The sequence below is a fragment of the Pseudomonas mangrovi genome (assembly GCF_003052585.1).
Lineage (GTDB): Bacteria > Pseudomonadota > Gammaproteobacteria > Pseudomonadales > Pseudomonadaceae > Aquipseudomonas > Aquipseudomonas mangrovi.
Genome location: NZ_QASN01000015.1, coordinates 14015 through 36480, shown reverse-complemented (window position 1 = coordinate 36480; position 22466 = coordinate 14015). Strand labels below are relative to the sequence as shown.

Annotated in this window: 19 protein-coding genes and 1 pseudogene; 14 read left to right on the top strand and 6 right to left on the bottom strand. The window is 57.5% G+C overall.

The window, feature by feature from the left end:
* Positions 1-220 precede the first annotated feature (220 nt).
* Positions 221-1129, bottom strand: coding sequence for a D-hexose-6-phosphate mutarotase (locus tag DBO85_RS08540; RefSeq protein WP_108106846.1), 909 nt, complete (start codon positions 1127-1129; stop codon positions 221-223).
* 245 nt (positions 1130-1374) lie between these two features.
* Between DBO85_RS08540 and DBO85_RS08535 the strand changes: the two genes are divergently transcribed.
* From DBO85_RS08535 to DBO85_RS08525, 3 genes are all read left to right on the top strand, one after another.
* Positions 1375-3477 (top strand): 3-hydroxyacyl-CoA dehydrogenase NAD-binding domain-containing protein, encoded by a 2103-nt coding sequence (locus tag DBO85_RS08535; RefSeq protein ID WP_108106845.1) that lies wholly within the window; start codon positions 1375-1377, stop codon positions 3475-3477.
* A 90-nt stretch (positions 3478-3567) separates the two neighbouring features.
* Positions 3568-4764 carry an acyl-CoA dehydrogenase family protein gene (locus DBO85_RS08530; protein ID WP_108106844.1) on the top strand — a complete coding sequence of 399 codons (1197 nt, stop codon included), beginning with the start codon at positions 3568-3570 and terminating at the stop codon, positions 4762-4764.
* Positions 4765-4775: 11 nt separating this feature from the next.
* Positions 4776-5918 (top strand): acyl-CoA dehydrogenase family protein, encoded by a 1143-nt coding sequence (locus DBO85_RS08525; RefSeq protein ID WP_108106843.1) that lies wholly within the window; start codon positions 4776-4778, stop codon positions 5916-5918.
* 163 nt (positions 5919-6081) lie between these two features.
* Here the strand turns inward: DBO85_RS08525 and DBO85_RS19680 are convergent, their stop codons facing one another.
* Together DBO85_RS19680 and DBO85_RS19675 are read right to left on the bottom strand one after the other, a co-directional pair.
* Positions 6082-6327 carry a tyrosine-type recombinase/integrase gene (locus tag DBO85_RS19680; protein ID WP_407681456.1) on the bottom strand — a complete coding sequence of 82 codons (246 nt, stop codon included), beginning with the start codon at positions 6325-6327 and terminating at the stop codon, positions 6082-6084.
* 241 nt (positions 6328-6568) lie between these two features.
* Positions 6569-6997, bottom strand: a pseudogene (locus DBO85_RS19675) (phage integrase N-terminal SAM-like domain-containing protein); the annotation flags it as partial.
* 264 nt (positions 6998-7261) lie between these two features.
* On the opposite strand from DBO85_RS19675, the gene DBO85_RS19110 reads away from it, so the two are divergent.
* The 11 genes from DBO85_RS19110 to DBO85_RS08485 all read left to right on the top strand — a co-directional run bounded on the left by DBO85_RS19110 (position 7262) and on the right by DBO85_RS08485 (position 17782).
* Positions 7262-7621 carry a hypothetical protein gene (locus tag DBO85_RS19110; protein ID WP_146168191.1) on the top strand — a complete coding sequence of 120 codons (360 nt, stop codon included), beginning with the start codon at positions 7262-7264 and terminating at the stop codon, positions 7619-7621.
* A gap of 110 nt (positions 7622-7731) precedes the next feature.
* A complete protein-coding gene (locus DBO85_RS19105) occupies positions 7732-8130 on the top strand; it encodes a hypothetical protein (protein WP_146168190.1) in 399 nt (132 codons plus the stop codon).
* A 123-nt stretch (positions 8131-8253) separates the two neighbouring features.
* Positions 8254-8865 (top strand): DUF7822 domain-containing protein, encoded by a 612-nt coding sequence (locus tag DBO85_RS08510; protein WP_233356579.1) that lies wholly within the window; start codon positions 8254-8256, stop codon positions 8863-8865.
* Between the two features lie 80 nt (positions 8866-8945).
* Positions 8946-9338 carry a hypothetical protein gene (locus DBO85_RS19100; protein ID WP_146168189.1) on the top strand — a complete coding sequence of 131 codons (393 nt, stop codon included), beginning with the start codon at positions 8946-8948 and terminating at the stop codon, positions 9336-9338.
* A 106-nt stretch (positions 9339-9444) separates the two neighbouring features.
* Positions 9445-9948: a YfbM family protein gene (locus DBO85_RS08505; RefSeq protein WP_108106841.1), complete on the top strand. Its 504-nt coding sequence runs from the start codon at positions 9445-9447 to the stop codon at positions 9946-9948.
* Positions 9949-10277: 329 nt separating this feature from the next.
* Positions 10278-11372, top strand: a complete 1095-nt coding sequence (locus tag DBO85_RS08500; RefSeq protein ID WP_108106840.1) for a saccharopine dehydrogenase family protein — start codon at positions 10278-10280, stop codon at positions 11370-11372.
* Complete coding sequence (locus tag DBO85_RS19095) at positions 11326-11850, top strand: hypothetical protein (protein WP_146168188.1); 525 nt, start codon at positions 11326-11328, stop codon at positions 11848-11850. The genes DBO85_RS08500 and DBO85_RS19095 overlap by 47 nt, the downstream gene beginning before the upstream one ends.
* Before the next feature lie 128 nt (positions 11851-11978).
* Complete coding sequence (locus DBO85_RS19090) at positions 11979-12332, top strand: hypothetical protein (RefSeq protein ID WP_146168187.1); 354 nt, start codon at positions 11979-11981, stop codon at positions 12330-12332.
* Positions 12333-12511: 179 nt separating this feature from the next.
* Positions 12512-13501, top strand: a complete 990-nt coding sequence (locus DBO85_RS08495; RefSeq protein ID WP_108106839.1) for a helix-turn-helix domain-containing protein — start codon at positions 12512-12514, stop codon at positions 13499-13501.
* 108 nt (positions 13502-13609) lie between these two features.
* A complete protein-coding gene (locus tag DBO85_RS08490) occupies positions 13610-17095 on the top strand; it encodes an autotransporter domain-containing protein (RefSeq protein WP_108106838.1) in 3486 nt (1161 codons plus the stop codon).
* A gap of 270 nt (positions 17096-17365) precedes the next feature.
* A complete protein-coding gene (locus tag DBO85_RS08485) occupies positions 17366-17782 on the top strand; it encodes a GFA family protein (RefSeq protein WP_108106837.1) in 417 nt (138 codons plus the stop codon).
* 169 nt (positions 17783-17951) lie between these two features.
* Here DBO85_RS08485 and DBO85_RS08480 read toward each other — a convergent pair whose 3' ends face one another.
* The 3 genes from DBO85_RS08480 to DBO85_RS08470 all read right to left on the bottom strand — a co-directional run bounded on the left by DBO85_RS08480 (position 17952) and on the right by DBO85_RS08470 (position 21737).
* Positions 17952-19793, bottom strand: coding sequence for a nitric oxide reductase activation protein NorD (locus DBO85_RS08480; protein ID WP_108106836.1), 1842 nt, complete (start codon positions 19791-19793; stop codon positions 17952-17954).
* 81 nt (positions 19794-19874) lie between these two features.
* Entirely contained in the window at positions 19875-21293 is a 1419-nt protein-coding gene (locus DBO85_RS08475; RefSeq protein WP_108106835.1) for a cbb3-type cytochrome c oxidase subunit I, read from the bottom strand.
* Positions 21294-21296: 3 nt separating this feature from the next.
* Positions 21297-21737 (bottom strand): c-type cytochrome, encoded by a 441-nt coding sequence (locus DBO85_RS08470; protein WP_108106834.1) that lies wholly within the window; start codon positions 21735-21737, stop codon positions 21297-21299.
* Positions 21738-22466 lie beyond the last annotated feature (729 nt).

Here is a 22466-nt window from a genome sequence, read left to right as displayed (position 1 = left end):
TGGCCAGGCTCGCATGGCGGGCCGACTGATGCAGGAACAGCAGCGCCGCTCCCGTGAGGGGGCGGCGCTTTTTTTGTGGCGGTGAAGGGTGCGGAAATCGGGTTTGTTGGGCCTCGCAGGGCTCGGCGCCAACCTACGCGCCAACCCTACGCACCAACCTACACGCGAATCTGCGCGCCATTGACGTGCACGAGCTGCGTGCCCGTTCAGGGCCCGGGCGTCAGCCGTGCAGCGGCTCGCTCCAGTATTCCACCTGCAGGCGGTGGCTTTCACCCGGCGCCAGCTGCAGGACGTCATCGGCGACCTTGGCGGTTTCGATGCAGAGCATGCGCTGCCAGGCGTCGTCGGCGAACTGCGACAGGCGCTGGGACTTGTCGATCCAGGGGTTCCAGACCACCGCGGAACTCGATCCGCTGGCGTGGATATGGATGCGTCGCTGCCAGGCCGGGTCCTCAATGTGCAGTTTGCCCGGCACGTCCAGGTAGACGCGGTCGGTCTCGCCGCTGAAGCTGACATCCCCCTGCTGGCGGCGCTCCTGCCAGTTTTCCAGGGCTTCCAGGTAACGGCAGCCATCCAGGCCCTCGACCCGTACCTGGTGGATGTCGCCGATGGCGAAGTAGGTATGCAGCGCCTGGCTCAAGGCCTGCGGCCGGTCGCTGCGGTTGTGGTTGATCAGCTCGAGCCTCAAGTGCTCGCCCAAACGTATTTCGAATGTCAGTTCGGGGGCCAGCGGCCAGCCGGGCAGATCGTCTGTCGGGCAGCTCAGGCTGAGGACGATTTCGCCGTCGCCTTCGCGGATGTCACCCAGCTGCCAGTCGATGCCACGCACCAGCCCGTGCGCGGACGCCGGCACACTGCCGTCATGCATCGCCTGCACGCTCTGCGGGTTGCGCGCCAGGTCGCCGAACCAGGGCCAGCACACCGGCACGCCGCCGCGCACTGACTGGCCCGCCTTCAGGGCGGCCTGTTCGCTGAGCCAGATCAGCGGCTGCTGGCCGTGTTCGCGGTACTCGAGGATCTGCGCACCCTGCTGGGTGATCAGCAGCTCGCCCTGCGCGCCATGCACCCGCCAGCAGGTCAGCTCGCCCATCTCCACTCGTTCGACTTTGTTGCTGCTCGCGCCGGTCATTTTTCATCCCCTGTGCAATGGCGGTGGGCATTCTCGCAGATGCCTTGGACGTGCGTGGCGCCCACGGGTTCGACAGCGCCGGCAACTGGTCTAGCTTTATGGGCACCCGCGCAACATCTTTATTAAAAGTGACGCTTGTATTCTGCTCTGCGAAACAATATTTTACTTTGGCTCGATAAAGTCGTGCCAAGGATGTGTGTTTTTTCAACCATCCGGGCTCGCGTATTCACCCTCGGAGAGTGTCCATGTCTGAAGTGGTAAGCCTCGAACGCCGCGGCCCGATCGCCGTCATCACCGTCAACAACCCACCGGTCAACGCCCTGGGCCAGGCCGTTCGCGAAGGCCTGCAGAAGTCCTTCGCCGCCGCCGAGGCGGATGCCGCCGTGCAGGCCGTGGTGCTGGTCTGCGAGGGCAACACCTTCATTGCCGGCGCGGACATCAAGGAGTTCGGCAAGCCGCCGATGGCGCCGTCGCTGCCGGAGGTGATCGAAGGTCTCGAGGCCTGCAGCAAGCCGTCGGTGGCGGTGATCCACGGCACCGCCCTGGGCGGTGGCCTGGAGGTCGCGCTGGGCTGCCATTACCGCATCGCGCGCAAGGATTCCCAGGTCGGCCTGCCGGAAGTGAAGCTCGGCCTGCTGCCGGGCGCTGGTGGTACCCAGCGCCTGCCGCGCGTGGCCGGGGTGGCCAAGGCGCTGGACATGATCGTTTCCGGCGCACCGATCAAGGCCGCCGAAGCACTGCAGTTCAACATCGTCGACGAACTCTTCGAAGGCGACCTGCGTGAAGCCGGCATTGCCTACGCACAGAAGCTGATCGCCGAAGGCCGTGGCGCGCGTCGTACCGGCGAGCAGAGCGCCGCCCTGGAAGGCGTCGACAACGCCGCCCTGGTCGCCGCCAAGCACGCCGAGGTGGCCAAGCGCATGCGCGGGCTGTTCTCGCCGCTGCGCTGCATCGCCGCCGTGGAAGCCTCCTTCAGCCTGCCGCTGAGCGAAGGCCTGAAGCGCGAGCGCGAACTGTTCACCGAGTGCCTGAGTTCCCCGCAGCGCGCCGCGCTGGTCTACAGCTTCTTCTCGGAGCGTCAGGCGGCCAAGGTCGAAGGCCTGGACCCGAAGACCCCGACCCGCGCCTTCGACAAGGTCGCCGTCATCGGCGGCGGCACCATGGGCGTCGGCATCGCCCTGTCCTTCGCCAACGCCGGCATCCCGGTGCGCATCCTGGAAATCTCCAGCGAAGCGCGCGACAAGGCCATGGAGCGCGCTTCGGGGACCTACGCCGCCAGCGTCAAGCGCGGCAGCCTGACCCAGGACGCCATGGACAAGCGCATGGCGTTGGTCACAGGCGTCACCGACTACGCCGATCTGGCCGATGTCGACCTGGTCATCGAAGCCGTGTTCGAAGACATGGGCGTCAAGCAGAAGGTCTTCGAACAACTGGACGCCGTGTGCAAGCCGGGCGCCATCCTCGCCTCCAACACCAGCTCGCTGGACCTGAACGTCATCGCCGGCTTCACCAAGCGTCCGCAGGATGTGGTCGGCCTGCACTTCTTCAGCCCGGCCAACGTCATGCGCCTGCTGGAAGTGGTGCGCGCCGAGAAGACTTCCGACGAGGTGCTGGCCACCGCGCTGGCGATCGGCAAGAAACTGAAGAAGGTCTCGGTGGTGGTCGGCGTCTGCGACGGCTTCGTCGGCAACCGCATGGTCTTCCAGTACGGCCGCGAGTCGGAATTCCTGCTGGAAGAGGGCGCCACGCCCGAACAGGTCGACGGCGCGCTCAAGGACTTCGGCATGGCCATGGGCCCGACCGCGATGCGCGATCTCTCCGGCCTCGACATCGGCTGGTCGATCCGCAAGCGCCAGCGCCAGGAGCTGCCGGCCGAATACAAGCTGCCGGTGCTGCTCGACAAGCTCTGCGAAGCCGGCTGGCTGGGACAGAAGACCGGCAAGGGCTTCTTCGTCTACGAAGCCGGCAACCGCAACCCGCAGCCGAACCCGGATCTGCAGCCGCTGCTCGAAGCCGCCTCCAGGGAGCAGGGCATCGAGCGCCGCCAGCTGAGCGCCGAGTACATCATCGAGCGGACGATCTACGCGCTGATCAACGAAGGCGCGAAGATCCTCGAGGAAGGCATCGCCCAGCGCGCCAGCGACATCGATGTGATCTACCTCAACGGCTACGGCTTCCCCGCCTACCGCGGCGGCCCGATGTTCTATGCCGAGCAGATCGGCCTGGACAAGGTGCTGGCGCGGATCCAGGAATTCCATGCCGAGCATGGCGCCTGGTGGAAGCCGGCGCCGCTGCTGGTGAAGCTCGCCAGCGAAGGCCGCACGTTCAGTGACTGGAACGGCCAGTAACGCAAACCAGACCACGACCGCCGGCATGCCGGCGGTCGGCAACGCCCCACGGGGCACTCTTCGATATCGCCTGATCGGGACGAGGAACCTATGAACGTCAACTACACCGCCGAAGAGCTCGCCTTCCGTGACGAAGTGCGCGCCTTCCTGAGCGCCGAACTGCCGACCGACATCGCGCAGAAGGTCAAACTGGGCAAGCATCTTTCCAAGGAAGATCACCAGCGCTGGCAGAAAATCCTCAGCAAGCGCGGCTGGTACGCGCCGGGCTGGCCGGTCGAATTCGGCGGCACCACCTGGGGCCCGGTCGAAAAGCACATCTTCGACGAGGAATGCGCCGCCTTCGGCGCGCCGCGCTCGATTCCGTTCGGCGTGAACATGGTCGCCCCGGTGATCATCAAGTTCGGTACCGAGGCGCAGAAGGCCCACTACCTGCCGCGCATCCTCGACGGAACCGACTGGTGGTGCCAGGGTTATTCCGAGCCGGGCGCCGGTTCCGACCTGGCTTCGCTGAAGACCCGCGCCGTGCGTGATGGCGATCACTACATCGTCAACGGCCAGAAGACCTGGACCACCCTGGGCCAGCACGCCGACTGGATCTTCTGCCTGGTCCGCACCGACCCGGAAGCCCAGCAGCAGCGCGGCATCAGCTTCCTGCTGATCGACATGAAGACCCCGGGCATCACCGTGCGCCCGATCATCACCCTCGACGGCGACCACGAGGTCAACGAAGTCTTCTTCCAGGACGTCAAGGTCCCGGTCGAGAACCTGGTCGGTGAAGAGAACAAGGGCTGGACCTGCGCCAAGTACCTGCTGACCCACGAGCGCACCGGCCTGGCCGGTATCGGCGCCTCCAAGGCCGCGCTGGCGGGCCTCAAGCGTGCCGCGACGCGCCTGCAGTCCGGCGGCAAGCCGCTGCTCGACGACCCGCTGCTGCGCCTGCAGATCGCCGAAGTCGAGATGCAGCTGATGGCCATCGAAATGAGCACCTTGCGCATCCTGGCCGCGGCCAAGGAAGGCGGCGTGCCGGGCGCCGAGTCCTCGATCCTCAAGGTCAAGGGCACCGAGATCCGCCAGGCGATCACCAACCTGCGCCGCAAGATCATCGGCCCCTACGCACTGCCGTTCCTGGAAGAGGAACTGGAGCTGGACTACGACGGCGACAAGCTGCACGAGGACGCTACTCCGGGCGTCGCGCCGATCTACTTCAACATGCGCAAACTGTCGATCTTCGGCGGTTCCAATGAAATTCAGAAAAACATCGTCGCCAAGATGATTCTTGAGCTGTAAGGAGTCGAACCATGGATTTCAAACTCAGCGAAGAGCAGCAGATGCTGCAGGACACCGCGGCCCGCCAGGTTCGTGACGCCTATCCGTTCGAGAAGCGTGAGCAATACAGCAAGTCGGAACTGGGCTTCTCCCAGGATTTCTGGAACCAGCTTGGCGAGCTCGGCCTGACCGCCGTGCCCTTCTCCGAGGAACTGGGCGGCTTCGGCGGTGGCGGCGTGGAAACCATGCTGATCATGACCGAGCTGGGCCGCGGCCTGACCCTGGAGCCCTACCTGCAATCGGTGATCCACGGGGGCGGCCTGCTCGCCCAGCTGGGCAGCGACGCGCAGAAGGAAAACGTCCTGGCCGAAGTCGCCGCCGGCAGCCTGCAGCTGGCCGTGGCTCTGGAAGAGCCGACCAGCCTGTATAACCTCGCCGACGTCAGCACCACGGCCAAGGCCGCCAACGGCGGCTACCTGCTCAACGGCCGCAAGGCGGTGGTGATCGGCGGCCACAGCGCCGGCAAGATCATCGTCTCGGCGCGTACCTCGGGCGGCCAGTGCGACGAGGCCGGCATCAGCCTGTTCCTGGTCGATCCGAGCGCGGCCGGCGTCAAGCGCCGGGTGTTCCCGACCATCGACGGGCGCAAGGCCTGCGAGCTGCTGCTGGACAACGTCCAGGTCGCGCTCGACGACCTGCTCGGCGAAGAGGGCGAAGCCTTTGCCGCCCTGCGCTACCAGCAGGGTCGCGCCATCGCCGCCCAGGCTGCGCTGGCGGTCGGCTACATGCAGGAGCTGTGCAACCTGACCCTGGATTACCTGAAGACCCGCAAGCAGTTCGGCGTGCCCATCGGCAAGTTCCAGGTCCTGCAGCACCGCATGGTCGACATGCAGACCGAGCTGGAACAGGCCACCTCCATGGCCATGCTCGCCGCCTGCCACGCCGACGCCGAGGACAACGCCGAACGCACCCGCGTGCTCACCGCCGCCAAGTACATCGTCACCCGCGGCGCGCGCTTCGTCGCCGAGCAGGCGATCCAGCTGCACGGCGGGATCGGCATGACCTGGGAATACAACGGCGCGCACTACGCCAAGGCCCTGGTGATGATCGGCCACGAGTTCGGTGACGAAGACACCGCGCTCAAGGCCTACGCCAAGGATCTGGAAGTGGCCTGATCAGCCCTGCCAGCAACGAAGAAGCCGGGCCTTGCGCCCGGCTTTTTTGTGCCTTGTCGCGCGGCCTTGCGACGGCTTAACCTCCACCCTCCCAGGACGACATTCGCCGCCGGCAAGGACAGCCGTGACCAGCCGACTTCCCCATCTCCCCCCAGCCATTCCGCTAGCCCAGCGGACTGCGCACCCCCGCGAACGCCTGGCCCAGCACATGGGTGTAGATCTGTGTAGTGCGCACGTCGGCGTGCCCGAGCAGGGTCTGCACCGTGCGGATATCGCTGCCACGGCGCAGCAGCTCGGTGGCGAAGGTGTGCCGAAAGCTGTGGCAGCTGGCCGGCTTGCCCAGGCCGCAAGCGCGCACCGCCTGCTGGACCGCTCGCTGGATCGAGGTGACATGGACATGGTGGCGCACCGTATGACCATCCTCGTCCAGACAGACCCCCCGCCGTGGGGAACAGCCACTGCCAGGCCAGGCTGTTGCCGGCATCGGGATACTTGCGGCGCAGCGCAAAGGGCAAGGAAACCGGCGTCTGAAAGAAATCTTCCCGCCCCTTCCAGCGTCGACGGATCAACTCGATGCGCTCAGCCAACGGAACGGCCAGGCTCGGCGGCAGCAGGGTAGTACGGTCCTTCCCTCCCTTGCCATTGCGCACCACGATCAGTTGCTGGTTGAAGTCGATGTCCTTGATGCGCAGACGTGTCGCTTCCACCACGCGCAAGCCCGCTCCGTACATCAAGGAGGTCAGCAGATCGTGCGGTGGCCGCAAGCGCTGAATGACTCCGAGTGCTTCTTCATGCGTGAGCACCACCGGCAAGCGTGGCGGCCGTCGCACCCTGATCACCTCACCCAGCTCGCCCAATGGCTTCTCCAGTACCCTGGCATAGAGAAACACCAAAGCGTTGAGCGCCAGGCTTTGGGTCGCCGCGGCCACCTGCCGTTCAGTGGCCAGCCAGCTCAGAAAGCGATTCACGTCCGTCGTGCCCAGTTCCAGGGGATGGCGCATTTGATGAAAGCGCAGGTAGAAGCGAATCCAGTACCAGTAACTCTTTTCGGTTCGCACACTGTAATGATGAGCCCGCATCACCGAGCGGAACTGCTCCTGCAGACGCGGGCGGTTGACTACACTGTCCATGTGTTTTGCCTTGCTGTATGGATGTACAGTAGTAATAGATTCACAAAAAGCAGACGTCAAGCGAATCCAAACGGCCGTTCATCGCTGCGTCTGAGTGATTGTTTTGAAAGGTTTTTTCAAAAATGGATCTCCGGAAAAACCCGGAGTTATATAGACGCGACCGTTATGCATTAACACTGCACGCGGTCTAATCACTGTTATGTTTCTTGAGATATGTACGAATTACCGAATGAATCACATTTAAAGGAGTTAATTGGCCAAGAAGTAAATCTTGTGTCGGTTGGCCCCTATGATGCTCAAATTGCCTTCGAGAAAGGTGTAGTGATCCAATCTCTACATAAACTAGAAGGTGAGGTAAATGGAATTAAATCGCTCTGGTTTGATGGTGAGTGGGTAAGCACAAAAGACCTTATCTATGTACCTAAGAAAGAGGTAACTAGCATCAGCAATGAAAATGAACTGGTGCTAAAAATTACGTTAACTGGTGGTATAGCTCTCTACATACACACAGAGGTATCGCAATACGAGAGCATCAATATTACTCGTAGCGATGGCACACTTGAGGTCATATGAGCAAGGACCAAAACATAACAAGGCCAGGCACAATCGCCCCTTCGGGGCTGGACCTCCGCACTGCGTGCTCCGGCCTGTGCTGGCGGCGTTATGCACTGTAGGTATCAAGCATGGAAGTAGAAGCGATTGGCCCAAAACACACAAATGAACGTCACGAAAGTGATATCTATAGTGTGAGCGATTCGAAAGAAGGCCTTACCATTTTAATCGACACAAAAGATGAGAGTGGAAACCGCAGAGACTTAAGGGTGTATTTTGAATATGCTAGAGGTTTTCGATATCTGGATGAAGGCGATCTTATTCATTATTGGGAATCAAAAGCATTTAGCACTCCTCACCATGTCTTCAAAATACTATCTGGTGGATGGTCCAATGGGGAGGCTGTCGAGCCAGGAATATTAAGCGTAAGTAAAGCCGTCGAAATAACTGAATGGTTTGTAGCTACAACAAATAATTGCATTAATGTACTCACAGAATCCCAACCATTGATAGAGTTCATTGACGCATAACAAAAAGCTGCACTCGGAAACATTTTACTGCGCTCGTTTTTGTGCATTCCGCGTTGCTTCATTTTTTCACAAAAATGCTCTCCGTAAAATGTTCCGGTGAGCTTGGCGTTATGCATCGGAGTAATGACCGTGGCCAACCGTAGCTACCTCTATTCAACCAACGTTATCCCAGGCCCAAATGCTAAAGACAATGGCCGGAAATTGATTGGTATCTCGGAGTGGAACTACTACATACCAATCGTTTTTAAGCTTCTCCTTTCATCCAATCCGAAGACATGCCCATCTTCAGTTTGGGAAAATCAAGAAGAAATAGCGCTGGTAGGTAACTACGCTTCCGGTGTCAAAAATCTTGAAACTTTCCTGTCAAAAATAACGGTCACGCCCGCCCAGCCATTAATTGCTGAAGCACTTGAGTTTCTGAACAGGCCCGAGAATAAAAGCGAATACTTTGTCTTAGAGTGCGGAGAAATTTTTGACATGGGAGACTCTCCGCTTCAAGAACAAAATCTAACGCTTCTAGCGCAGATAAAAGATCTTCAGCCTGAAATAGATCTGGCGCTGCAATCTCTATTACCGCCCCCAGCAGAGCCACCTAAGCCAGTTAGCTTCTTTGCAAGGTTACTGGGTCGCACCCCAGAACTTCCAAAACAAGAATATGACCCAATGCAGTCCATTTACTCATTGGGGCTGGGGAATTGGTCAAACATCTTATATTTCGACTTCACCAATGCATAACAACTGGTTCAAACCGTTCGCTTCGCTCACTGGGACGGGCTAAAGCCCGCCCCTTAACCAAACGTTAGGTCCCACTATAAATGACCGAGCCGCTAATCGAACTAAAAGTTGACCGTGATAGTGTCTGCGCAGGTGACGACTGCCAGTCACATATGGCGGCTCTCTCAGTTCCGGCTGAAACAGCCTTGACCGAAGTCCTAAATTTAGCTCAAAAAGCCTGCTCTCTAGCCAGTATTGCAGGCGGAAATGCAACTTGGCTAATAGATACCCAAGGCTACGGAAAAGGCTGTGTCGGTGTCGTTGCGCAACAGTGGGTAGAGCCAAAACTAATCACAGAGCAAAATATTACTGCGGGCCAAATCTGGAATAGCTCAAAAGGAACTCTGTTTTTCCGCTACTGGTGTCAGTCAAACCCTAATGCAGTTTTTGAGGCTATCAAGTCTGGCGGCGAGCTACCACCGAGGTATTCGTGAAACCTAACTACTGGTTCAAGTCGTTCGCTTCGCTCACTCGGGACCGGCTAAAGCCGGCCCCTTAACCAAACGTTAGGCCTCTCAAAATCCAACGTGGAGCAAGTACATGAGCTGTCTCGGTGTTCATTTCGCACTTACCGAAGAGGAGGCAAAAGCACTACAGTCATTTGAGGATGAACAAGCTCGCATCACGTACTTAGTGGAGGAAATCGAGCCGCGGTACTTTGAAGAGCCGAGATCCTTTATTGCTGAAAGCGACAAATCATGGGATGCAATGCATCGAGCTTTGTCAGACGGGATGCTTACATGGACTGGAGGAACTTACCCGCTTAACCACACGGTACTTGGTGGGAAGCGGTTGTACTTCAAAGACGACTACATCGTCAGTCTCAAAAGTCCTGAGCAAGTTCGAGACATTGCAAAGGCATTGGAGGCAATTGACGCAGCTACCTTTCGGGCTCTGTACAACAACATCAATGCGCAAAATTACGACGCTGATCTATCGGAAGAAGACTTCGAATACACATGGGGCTGGTTCCAAGGCGTGCGTGAATTGTATGCAAGCGCGTCCATAGATGGTCGTTTCATTCTTTTCACCGCAGATCAATGAACGCGATCCGGTGCCAAGGGGCACGCTTAACATTGTGCCTTCGCGCCCCAGGCCTAACAGGTTGGTCAAGCCGACGCCCACAAGCTCCGCTTGCGGGTGCCCTCCGTGCTTCGCACTCCGGCGCGGCTTACCGCGGGCGTTAGAAGGCATCCGCATGAATCTCCGCGCAACAATCAGTGCATCGCCATATGATGGTGATTACGACATGGCATTAATGTACAGGGGTTAAAGGGACGGAGTGAATTAAATTTTCCCCTTGGATGGTGTTGCAAAAAGTCACTCCGACCCTAATAACTCTATAGTTACAAAGGACGCTTTGAGGTGCAAAATTGAAACGTGTTCTTATCATTGGTGGATACGGAAATTTTGGAAGCTTTATTTCTCGGAGCTTGGCAAAGCAAAGCAATATAAATCTTATTGTTGCTGGACGCTCTTTGGATAAGGCCGAAGCCCTAGCACAAGAAATTAATGCAGAAGCTGCATTTATAGATATTCACAGCAACCTCGAAGAGCGATTGCAAGCACTTAGGCCTAACATTGTTATTCATACTTCAGGGCCATTTCAATCGCAGGGTTATTATGTCGCGGAAGCCTGTATCAATTGTGGTGCTCATTACATAGATCTGGCCGATGGACGAGAGTTTGTTTCTGAAATTGGCCTCCTTGATCAAAAGGCCAGGAAAGCTGATAGACTTGTTGTGAGCGGAGCTAGTTCTGTGCCTTGCCTCACATCCGCCTTGATTGATCACTACCGAGATGATTTCAAGACACTAGAGAGCCTTGATTACGGTATAACGACAGCTCAAAAAACAACTCGTGGTGTCGCCACCACCGCCGCAATATTAAGCTACACTGGAAAGCCATTTAAAACTCTAATTAATGGCGAAGAGAAATATATTTATGGATGGCAAGGACTGCGATCAAGAAAATATCCTGGACTGGGATGGAGATTGCTTGGGAACTGTAACATTCCTGATCTAGAGCTGTTTCCAAAGATGTATAAAGAACTTAAAACAGTACGGTTTTACGCTGGCCTAGAGCTTCCTTTTATTCATGTCAGCCTATGGGCTTTGTCATGGTTGGTGCGTATCGGACTGGTAAGAAGCTTGGAGTCATCAGCACCAACTCTTCTAAAGTTGTCTTTTCTATTCGATTGGTTTGGGAGTGCGAACAGCGCTTTTCATATGGACTTGTCAGGGAAAGATAAGAATGGCGAGGACAAGACAATACGATTTGAATTAACAGCCCGAAGTGGTGATGGCCCATTCATACCCTGTATGCCAGCAATTTTATTGGCGAAGAAATTAGCCAATGACGAAATAAAAGATAGAGGCGCAACAGCATGCGTGGGAATTATCAGTAAAAAAGAGTACTTAGATGCTCTTGAAGAAATGGATATTAGCTGGACAGAGGCAAACGCCTGAATGTCCGCTATTTGGTTGGATTGAGATAATTGCGGTGATGATGCAGTTCGCCTATAACAAGCGCAAGCACTCGGAACAATTTTCCGCTTCGCTCCAAATTGTCCAGTGTTGCGAGCGTTATGGTCTTATGAATTATCAATGCTTCTACTGTAAAGAAGAGTTTCCTGCCATCGAGGCGATTGATGGGTACAAGGAAGGCTATAAAATTGGCTTTCTCTGTCCAAAGTGCGGAAAGAATATTCAAGACACACTTACGAATGAAGAATGGGTATTTTCCAGCGACTCATCCAAAGTATTCTTCGTTATATTTATAGGGTACTTTTTCTTGGCCTGGATATTTTTAGAATTTTCTAAGCCGATAACTTGGGCTCACTACATTGTTGTTCTAGCGGGGCTGGTTCCGTTTCTGATTTATGGCCATATAAAACACGCTAAAGATATGTATTCACCAACAGTTGGAACTAAACCAGTAAAGTGATGGTTATCATCTCATATAACAATGAGTTGGTGATCGCCCCTTCAGGGCTGGGATGGTTACACTTCACTCGCTCCTCGCTACGTTTCGCCTCCCCATAACAAAAGCATTATGCATCTCAGGAGTGGCACATGAAAAATCTCGCCATAACAAAGTTCAACTGCACTGCTGAGTACTCTACAAGCGATATCGAAAAAGATATTCCAGGCGAACAACTTGAGCGCTTGCGAGAAGAGATAACTGCATTATTTTCAAAATACGGGTTTGAATACCAGTACGGCGAGACCCATTTTCTAAATAAGCAAAAATACTCAATTTGCAATTGCGATAAATGCGGGCATTACATGATTGACCGAGCAACAAACCCAGCCGGCCTCAACTTAAACGATGACATTCAAATCATAATTTTCGACGGGGCATTACTGAACGGAAAATTGCTTTGTGAAGAGTGCTTACCGCTGGGGCATCGGTGGTCAACTGCATAACAACCGGTTCAAACCGTTCGTTTCACTCGCTGGGAGGGGCTAAACCAAATGCTATGTGTGTAACAGTATCTTCGAAACACACTATGAAAGGAGAGTCTGGGACAGGCAGATCCGACAACTGCCCCTAGCCACTCACACATTCTGTAAACTCATCAGTAAATTGGCAGAGAGTAGACCTTATGGTATTGAATCAGCAGCACGGGGATTCAATCGCAAACTCCAGACAACTGTTGCTTTCAGCCAAGGTAGAAGACGCCAGCATTCAGGCGGCGCTGCAGCCATGGATTGAGATGGAGTGCTACCAGCTCGGGCGTGGACAGCAGTTGGCGCAGATGGAAATTTTGGACCTCGGCAGCCAACACATCGTCCGCGAGTCGCAAACAGCAGCTGTGCAAAAGTTAGGGGTTATGCCGGCGAACCTCTGCACGCTGTCGTACTGCACACCAGATCCAAACTTCCGTTTTTCCGATTTTGCGGCGGCTGAGAGGGACACCGTGTTCTTTATGCCCGCACATACTGAATTCGACATTTATGTACCCGCCGGCGCACAAACCGCGTACGTTTGCCTCAATCAGGATGAGTTCCTGGATGGAGCACGTACGCGGAACCCGGCAAAGTGGGAAAGCACCCCCGAACAACTGCAACAGCTACAAACGGCCCACCAAGCAGCGCTGAAACACGCAATAAACCTATGGCTCAACACAACGAGCAAACTCAGCACATCCTCTGCTGCAGTGAATGAAAGCCAGCTGCGTCACTTGTTGTTAGAAAGTATTTTGCAGGTCGCCACAGCGCCAAGTTCGGATGAGCCTCCAGCACAAGCCAGTGAGCGTGCTCGCGGCTTTAACGCCTGCCGCATGGCCCGCACTTTCGTCGAAGCCAGCCTGGCAGTCGATGTGGTGCCGACAATCACCGACATCTGCAGAGCGATTGGCGTTTCCGAACGTACACTTCAATACGCCTTTCGCACCTATGTCGATATGTCACCCATTGCCTATCTTCGCTTATATCGCCTCAATCGGGTTCGCGCCACCTTGCGCACGGCAGACCCAAAAACCACAACGGTTACAGCCGTGGCTATGCGCTTTGGCTTTTTGCACCTAGGCCGCTTTGCCATCGACTACAGAACGTTATTCGACGAATCGCCCTCTGCAACCCTCTCCTCCTGACTTTCACCCACTTGACTAGCTAGCCCCCCTCTTTCTCATTGCGGAAATCGGATAGTCGCAGACTCATACTACTAATATGATTTGATCTTTTGGGCACAGAGGTCTGCCATGAATCGTAGCTATTGCTCCCTATTCAACGCAGCGCTGGGCGCCTGGGTTGCTGTGCCAGAAACAGCAAGAGCCCGCGGAAAGAATAAAACTAGTTCGCGATTGGCGTGTCTATTGATCTCCGCACTGGGATCCTTATTGCTCAGCCCCTCAGCCAATGCGGTCTCTCTAAATTGGAACAGTAATAACGCAGAATGGAGCGTCGCTGGAAACTGGGATCTAGCTCAACTACCTACTGATTTTGACTATGCCTTTATAGCCAATAATAGAACCGCGTTAATATCTGATGGTTACTCTGCTGATGTAAATAACATTTCAGTTGGATTTTCTACATTCGGCGCGCTTAATATTACCAATGGCTCATTGATTGCGGATAATGCCTTTAGAATAGGTTCCCTTGACGGGGCTACTGTGATAGTTGATGGGAGTAACGCAAGCATACAGACGTACCATCTTTTTATCGGTGGCTCGGGCACGATGGATCAAGCAACATCTGGTACTTTAACTGTTCGTAATGGCGCCAGTGTTACTAGCGCTAATGTTAATGTTACAAATGACACCCTGAATACAGGGGTTCTTAATATAGAGGGTGTGGCAGGAAGTCGTGGGCTGTTGATCACGAGAAATATTGTTGAAGGCTATTATGGGCAAGGTGCAGGAACCGTTAACTTTGACGGCGGCATACTCCGTTTAAGCACCGCCCAAAACAACCTATTCGAAAACTTTGAGTCTGGCGATATTATTTTTAAAGCAGGTGGCGGATTTATCGACACCAATGGCTTCAATGCCACTACCTCTGTAGGCCTACAAGGCGTTGGCGGGCTAACCAAGCAAGGGGCTGGCACCCTGACCCTGAGCGGCACTAATACCTACAGCGGTGGGACTACTATCGATGGCGGCACCATCAGCATCAGCGCAAACAATAACTTGGGCACTGGTGTACTCACATTAGATGGAGGCACGTTACAAACTACCAGCAGCTTTACAAGCAGCCGCGCCACCACCCTGGCCGCAGGTGGCGGTACCTTTAATACGAATGCTGGCACCACACTCACCCAAAGTGGCCAGATTAGCGGTAGCGGCACCCTGACTAAAACCGGTACAGGCACATTGCTGCTGAATGCATCAAACAATAACTACACGGGTGGCACAGTTGTTTCTCAAGGCACCTTGATAGCGAACAATTTTGCAATAACTGATATAGGCAACGTCACCAATAATGCCACGCTGGAGCTCAGCGTAGATTCATCAAGTACTACTATCAACTACCACGACAGCATTAGTGGCACCGGGGGGCTGGTAAAAAGTGGAGCAGGTAGTGTCGTTCTGCTTGGCAATAACTCCTATTCTGGAGGCACGACGATATCAGCAGGTATTTTAGCCCTGCTTGGTACGGACGGATCCCTTACCGGTAATGTGATCAATAACGCCGGCTTTGTTATAAGCCGTAGTAATGCCTATACCTTTTCTGGTGATATCAGTGGCACGGGTACTTTCACAAAGTCCGGCTCCGCCACCACCACGTTAACCGGCAACAATACATACTCAGGCAATACAACCATCACCTCCGGCACCCTACAAGTTGGTACTGGCGGCACCACGGGCTCTCTGGGTACAGGCAACACCATCAACAACAGCACGCTGACCTTTAACCGCTCCGATGATTCAAGTTATGCGGGTGTCATTAGTGGCACCGGTACTGTGACCAAACAAGGCGCCGGCACCCTTAACCTTTCCGGCGCTAACACCTACAGCGGCGGCACCACGGTTTCTGCTGGCACGTTACAAGGCAACAGCACGTCCCTGCAGGGCAATATCCTCAATAACGCCGTGGTCAACTTTGACCAAACGGCTGATGGTGTGTATGCCGGGGTGATGAGTGGCACGGGCGGCTTTATCAAGTCTGGTGCAGGCCGGCTGACGCTTTCCGCGGCTAATACCTATATCGGCAACACCACGATTAATGACGGTACGCTCGCGGTAAATGGCAGCTTGATGGGTGATGTGCAGGTCAACAATGGTGGGCGCCTGCAAGGCACCGGCTCTGTGGGCAGTGTGACCCTGGCCAGTGGTGGCGTGTATGCGCCGGGCAACTCCATTGGCACCCAGGTGGTAAATGGTGACCTAGCCTTCAACGGCGGCTCTATCTATCAAGTTGAGACCGATCCGACAGGCGCAGGCAGCGATCTGATTCAGGTCAACGGTGTGGCAACCTTGGCCGGGCAAGTGCAGCATATTGGCGAAAACGGCACCTATCGACCGCTCTCCACTTACACCATTCTCAGCGCCACTGGCGGTTTTGCCGGTACTACCTTCGCCGGCGCAACGTCGGATTACGCCTTCCTCACGCCAACCCTGACCTATGACCTGAATAATGTTTATCTTGCTCTGCTGCGTAACGATCTAGCCGTGGCTGGCTTTGGTCAGAGTAAAAACCAGATTGCTACCGCGAGCGCACTGGACAGTCTGCCAACAGGCGGCGCCTTGCAAAGCGTGATCCTCGGCCTGAAGACCAGTGAAGTGCCTGGCACGCTAAATGCGCTTTCTGGCGAGTTGTATGCCAGCGCTAGCGGTGCCGTACTGCAGAACGGCCAAGAATTCAGTCACAGCCTGCTCCAGCGCTCCGGCAATCAGCTGGATGAGAGCAAACGGACTGCCTTGCCGCTGTGGATCGAAACCGAAGGCGCCACCCGGCGCAATGAGGGTAACGGCAATAGTGCTGAAGCGATTCAACGTGGTAGTTCGGTGGCCGTGGGCGGTGAGTTGGCCATGCCCAACGACTGGATACTCGGCGGTGCCTTACGTTATGGCGATCATCGCTTGAGCGTGGATGGGCGCAGCTCGCATGCTGACATCGACAGCTACAGCTTTGGCCTTTATGGTCGTCGGACACTGCCATTGGATGCAGGCGTCTTGCGCATGACGCTGGGTGGTATTTACGGTATCCATTCCATCGACACCGAGCGTGACATCGACACAGCCGGTATGCGCCAGTCGCTGAGTGCAGATTACGATGCGACCAGCCAGCAGGTATTTGCCGAGCTGGGTTATGCCATGAATATGGGGGCAAACATCCAGCTTGAGCCCTATGCCAGCCTGAGTTGGAGCCAGGTGGCCAGCGACAGTTTTACTGAGAAAGGCGGTAATGCAGCCCTGCATGGTGACAGCCAAAATGAGGATATGACTGCCACCACGCTGGGCCTGCGTAGTCAGGTATTACTCAATAATGGCCAGTTTCAACTGGATGCTGGTTTGGGTTGGCAACACAACTACAGCGATGTGAACCCTCAGGCCTCTCTTAATTTCTTAGGGAGTTCGGCCTTCACGGTGGAGGGTGCCAGCATCAGCCGCGATACGGCGTTGGTCGACCTTGGCGCGAGCTATCGCATTGCCCCCGGGGTTACGATTCGCGCCGGTTATACCGGCCAGTTCGGCGACAACCTCAGCAGCAACGGCGGCAACCTAACCCTGAACTGGGAGATCTAGCCATAATAGGGGACAGACCACGATTAATTTTGGTTCGCTGAAAACCGTGGTCTGCCCCTATTATTCTTCTTGGCTTACAACAAGGCTTCGGCATTCCAGAACTGATCATGGAAATAGAAGGCCCAGCAATTCAAGTGTTGTCTATTGCTCTATATGCGCAACCTTGAGAATCGTATAACAAGTCGCTCTAATCGCTCGCTGGGGGGCTAAAGCCCGCCCCTTAGCTTATCGTTATGTGTATTTCATCCACAGGCCACGGAAGAGGTTCTGATGACTGTTCATCTCGGCTCTTGTCTGTGTGGTGCCGTGAGCTTTGAGGTTAAAGGTGACTTCGATAGCTTTTACCTGTGTCATTGTCGGCATTGCCAAAAAGATACGGGGTCGGCTCATGCGGCAAATCTATTCTCTCAGTCAGCAAAATTGGTCTGGCGGTCGGGTGCAGACACTGTGACGTCCTTTACGCTTCCAGGCACCCGTCATAACAAGAGCTTTTGTAAGTTGTGTGGCTCGGCATTGCCAAGTACTCAGATACCAGGCTTGCTCGTCGTTCCCGCAGGGTGTTTGGACACTGAAATCTCCATGGCGCCAACAGCACACATATTTTCATCAAACAAAGCTGCTTGGAATGGGAGTTCAGGGAAAGTGCCAGCGTTCGAGGGGCTGCCAGATCGAGCTACCAGCACATGACCATTGGCTGTTGGCGGACGCACCTACGCTGCGCTCCGGTACGCCGCAAAGCCAGACGTTGAGGCTGTAGATAGACCTGCTGCCAGCCCCCTCTGAGTGACACACCACCCCATCCAGTCTCACGCAGCGCAGCGGCGCGAGCTCTGCGCAATCAACCAGGCGCCGTGTTTCAACGCTGCGTCAACTGCCGATACAGCTGCGGCAGGCGGATCGGCAGCTGCGCCGGTTCGCGGATCAGGGTGTAGCCGTTGGCGCCGAACATGTACGGCAGGTAGGCGCCGGCTTCCTGGTCGATGGTGATGCAGAACGGCAGCAGCCCTTCGCGGCGCGCTTCCAGCACCGCCTGGCGGGTGTCCTCGACGCCGTAGCGGCCTTCGTAGAGGTCCAGGTCGTTGGGCTTGCCGTCGGTCACCAGCAACAGCAATTTGCGCCGTTGCTTGCGCTCGGCCAGTTGCCTGGTGGCCTGGCGGATGGCGGCGCCCATGCGGGTGTAGTAGCCGGGCTTGAGCGCCTGGATACGGCCGCGGGTGTCGTCGCTGTAGCGCTGGCGGAAGCTCTTCAGCTCGAGCAGGCGCACCTGCTGGCGGCGCAGCGAGGAGAAGCCGTAGAGGGCGAAGTCGTCACCCACCGCGGACAGCGCCTCGCCGAACAGCAGCAGGCTGTCGGTGATGACCTCGATCACCCGGTGCTCGTCGTCCAGGTGCGCGTCGGTGGACATCGACAGGTCGGCCAGCAACAGGCAGGCCAGGTCGCGACGGTTCTGCCGCTGCTCCATGAACAGGCCGCGCTCGGCGCACTGGCCGTGCTGGCGTTCGACATGGAAGTCGAGCCAGGCCTGCAGGTCCAGCTCGCTGCCCTGGGGCTGCTGGCGCTGCCACTGGCGATCACTGCGCAGGTGCTCGAACTGGCGGCGAATGCGCCGCGCCAGGGGTGCCAGGCGCTGTGGCAACGGCTGCGGTTCGGCGCCGCGCGGCAGCATCAGCTGCAGGTTGACGTAATCCTCGCGCAACACCTGGCGCCGATAGTCCCACTCCGGCAGCTTGATCCCCTCGCCCAACGGAATGTCATCGCTATCCGCCGGCGGCAGGTCGAGATCGAGCTTGAGCCCGCCCCCCTTGCGTACACGCTGGCGCGATAGCGACAGCTCGTCGAGATCCTCGGCGACCCGCGCCGCGTCGAGGTCTTCGCTGTCGTCACCGCAACGGTCTAGGTCGACGTGCTCGCTCCAGCTGAACAGGTTCTCCAGGCGGAACAGCAGCAGCCCGCCCTTGCCGGTGTTTTCCTCGACCCGGCTGGCGCGCTTGCGCACCACCTTCTGCGCCGAGTCCGGTGCTTTCAGCGCGCCCTCGTCCTCGTCACCGAGCGCAGCGACCTGCGGCGCAGCCAGGTTCTGCGCCGGGTACAGCCACAGCGGCAGCGGCCAGGGGGCGCGTTCGCTACGCGGGAAGCTGGTGACGCTGCCCGGTGTGCGCAGCGCCTGCTGCAGGGCGTCTTCCAGTTCACCCTCGGCGCCCGGCAATTGGGCCGGATCGGGGCGCAGCAGCAGGTGTCCCTCAACAAGATTCGTATAGCGCTGCTGCAGCGCCGGGTAGGCGTCGAGCAGCTCGCAGGTCCAGCGCTGGTTGTCCCGGGCCCAGTGGCGCATCTCGCCGGAACGGGCGGCGAGCAACGCCAGCCAGCGATACAGCTCGGCGTTCAGCGCCGTTTCCGGGTACACGGCGAGACTGGCAGGCAGGCGCAGGTTGTCGCTGTCGCACCAGGCCACCGGCAGTTGCTGGCAGGTGCCGGCCACCTGCTGCAGCAGATTGCGCCGCAGCAGCAGTTCTCGCGCGCTAGCGGCCTCCAGGGAAACGCCGGCAGCGCCGCCAAGGGCGCGATACAGAAGCGCCAGCGGTCGCTGCAGCGTCTGCAGCTCCACCCGCGCCTCGGGGAAATCGGGGCTGGCGTGGCGGGTGATGAAACGGTGCCAGACGCTGCCGACCCATTCCTCGAGTTCGATACTGAAACCCATGCGTCACCTCACCTTCGCCATGCGAAAAAAAGCACGGCCCGCTGGATCAGCCGGGCCGTGCAACACTCACCTCAGGTTGCCTCAGGCTGCGGCCGGGGCCGCCAGCACTGCCCGTCCGCGCTGGCGGAAGCTGAGCAGGTAGCAGACCAGACCGATCAGGAAGAACACCCCGGCGATCAGGCGCAACCAGAAGAACAGCGCCAGCTGGTCCATGGTGTTCATGAACGACAGGGCGGCACCGTCGGCCGGCATGCGCTGCAGCCAGACCTGGACCACACCGGCGACGGTGAGGAACAGGGTGATCATCACCATCGAGAGGGTCATCAGCCAGAAGCCCCAGATCTCGATGCGCTGGGCGCGCTCGTCCGGTGCCTCACCCAACCCGCGCAGTCGCGGCATGGCGTAGCTGATCATGGTCATCACGATCATCGCGTAGGCGCCGTAGAAGGCCAGGTGGCCGTGCGCGGCGGTCAGCTGCGAGCCGTGGGTGTAGTAGTTCACCGGTGCCAGGGTGTGCATGAAGCCCCACACACCCGCGCCGAGGAACGCGGTCACGGTGGTGCCGATGGCCCACAGCGAGGCGGCCTTGTTCGGGTGCTGGCGGCGCCGGCGGTTCACCATGCTGAAGGCGAACATGACCATGGCGAAGAACGGCAGCGGTTCCAGGGCCGAGAAGATCGAGCCCAGCCACAGCCAGATCGTCGGCGCACCGATGTAGAAGTAGTGGTGACCGGTACCGATGATCCCGGTGATCAGGGCCATGGCGATGATCACGTAGAGCCACTTCTCGATGACCTCGCGGTCGACGCCGGTGATCTTGATCAGGACGAAGGCCAGCATCGAACCCATGATCAGTTCCCACACGCCTTCCACCCAGAGATGCACCACCCACCACCAGTAGTACTTGTCGCGGGCGAGGTTTTCCGGGTTGTAGAAGGAGAACAGGAAGAACACCGCCAGGCCGATCAGGCCGGTCATCATCACCGTGCTGATGACCGTCTTGCGCCCCTTCAGCAGCGTCATGCCGACGTTGTAGAGGAAGCCCAGGCAGACCACCACGATGCCGACCTTGGTGATCGTCGGCTGTTCGAGGAATTCCCGGCCCATGGTCGGCAGCAGCTCGTTGCCGGTCAGCTTGGCCAGCCCGGCGTAGGGCACCAGCAGATAGCCGAGGATGGTCAGCACACCGGCGGCGGCGAATACCCAGAACAGGATGATTGCCAGCTTCGGGCTGTGCAGCTCGCGGTCGGCTTCCTCGGGGATCAGGTAGTAGGCCGCGCCCATGAAGCCGAACAGCAGCCAGACGATCAGCAGGTTGGTATGCACCATCCGCGCGACGTTGAACGGGATCAGCGGGAAGAGGAAGTCACCGACCACGTACTGCAGGCCCATGATCAGGCCGAACAGCACCTGGCCGACGAACAGGATCATGGCGAACACGAAGTAGGGTTTGGCGACCGCCTGTGAGGCGAATTTCAGATGCGGATTCAAGGTAGTCATCTCTCAGCCCTCCCTGTTTGGCGGCCAGTCGTTGGTGTCGATCTTCGAGGTCCATTTGAGGAACTCGGCCATGTCGTCCACCTCCTGCTCGCTGAGATTGAATTGGGGCATCGCCCGACGACCTGGTGCGCCCAGTGGCTGCGCCTTCATCCAGGCCTGCAGGAACGGCTTGAAGGCCGCCTCGCCGCCGCGCCGCTGGAACACGTTGCCCAGCTCCGGCGCGAAGTAGGCGCCCTCGCCAAGCAGGGTGTGGCAGCCGATGCAGTTGTTCTGCTCCCAGACCAATTTGCCGCGCACTACCGCCTCGGTCATTTCCGACTCGTTGGTGCGCTCGGGAAAGGTCTGCTCTGTGTGATAGGTCAGTGCGAGGAACAGAAGGAAGAAGAACAGGCTCCCTCCGAAGTAGATGTTTCTCGCCATGCCCTTGGTGAAGGTCTCTGACATGGATGCATCCTCGTGGCTATGCGTGGCCATTATGGAAAGCACCCCCGGCAAAACCGCTTGATGGCAATCAAGAAAGACCAAACGGGATAGTCGGGATTGGGGTGGGGCTGCTGTCGCCGCGATGTCGGGCCTGCAGCGGCAGCCGTAGGGCGGATTAGCCGCCACGCGGCGTAATCCGCCGGGAGTGAGATCGACACGCCGGGTTACGGTCTGGCACCACGCTACAGCGCAATGCGCTGTCCTCAGTTCAAGGGTTGGCCGCTTTTCTCAGTGGGCTGAACGAGTTGGTTTCGGCCCCCCGGCCGAGTCACTTTCTTGTTGCTTGCCCAACAAGAAAGTAACCAAAGAAGAAGGGCACCCCGACATCCGGGTCTGTCCGCTACGCGGCCAGACTTCCCTCCCCTCGGTGCCGCTCCAGAGGCCGGCCTGCTGTAAGGGGACCTGGCTCGGAGTCGCCTGAAACTCATGTCGAGAGTCGTGAGGTCGTAGGGCGGACTAGCCGCCATGCGGCGTAATCCGCCGTGGGCGGGACCGGTACGCTGAGGTGGTGATCGAGCGTCGCCCTACGGCAATGTCAGAAGTTCGCTGGAGCCGCTCTCAGGCGCCAACGGCCACACGGTCTGCGTGCGCCCAGTTCAGGGGTTGGCCGCTGTTCTCAGTGGTCTGAACGGGCGGATTTCGGCCCCTCGGCCGAGTCACTTTCTTGTTGCTTGCCCAACAAGAAAGTAA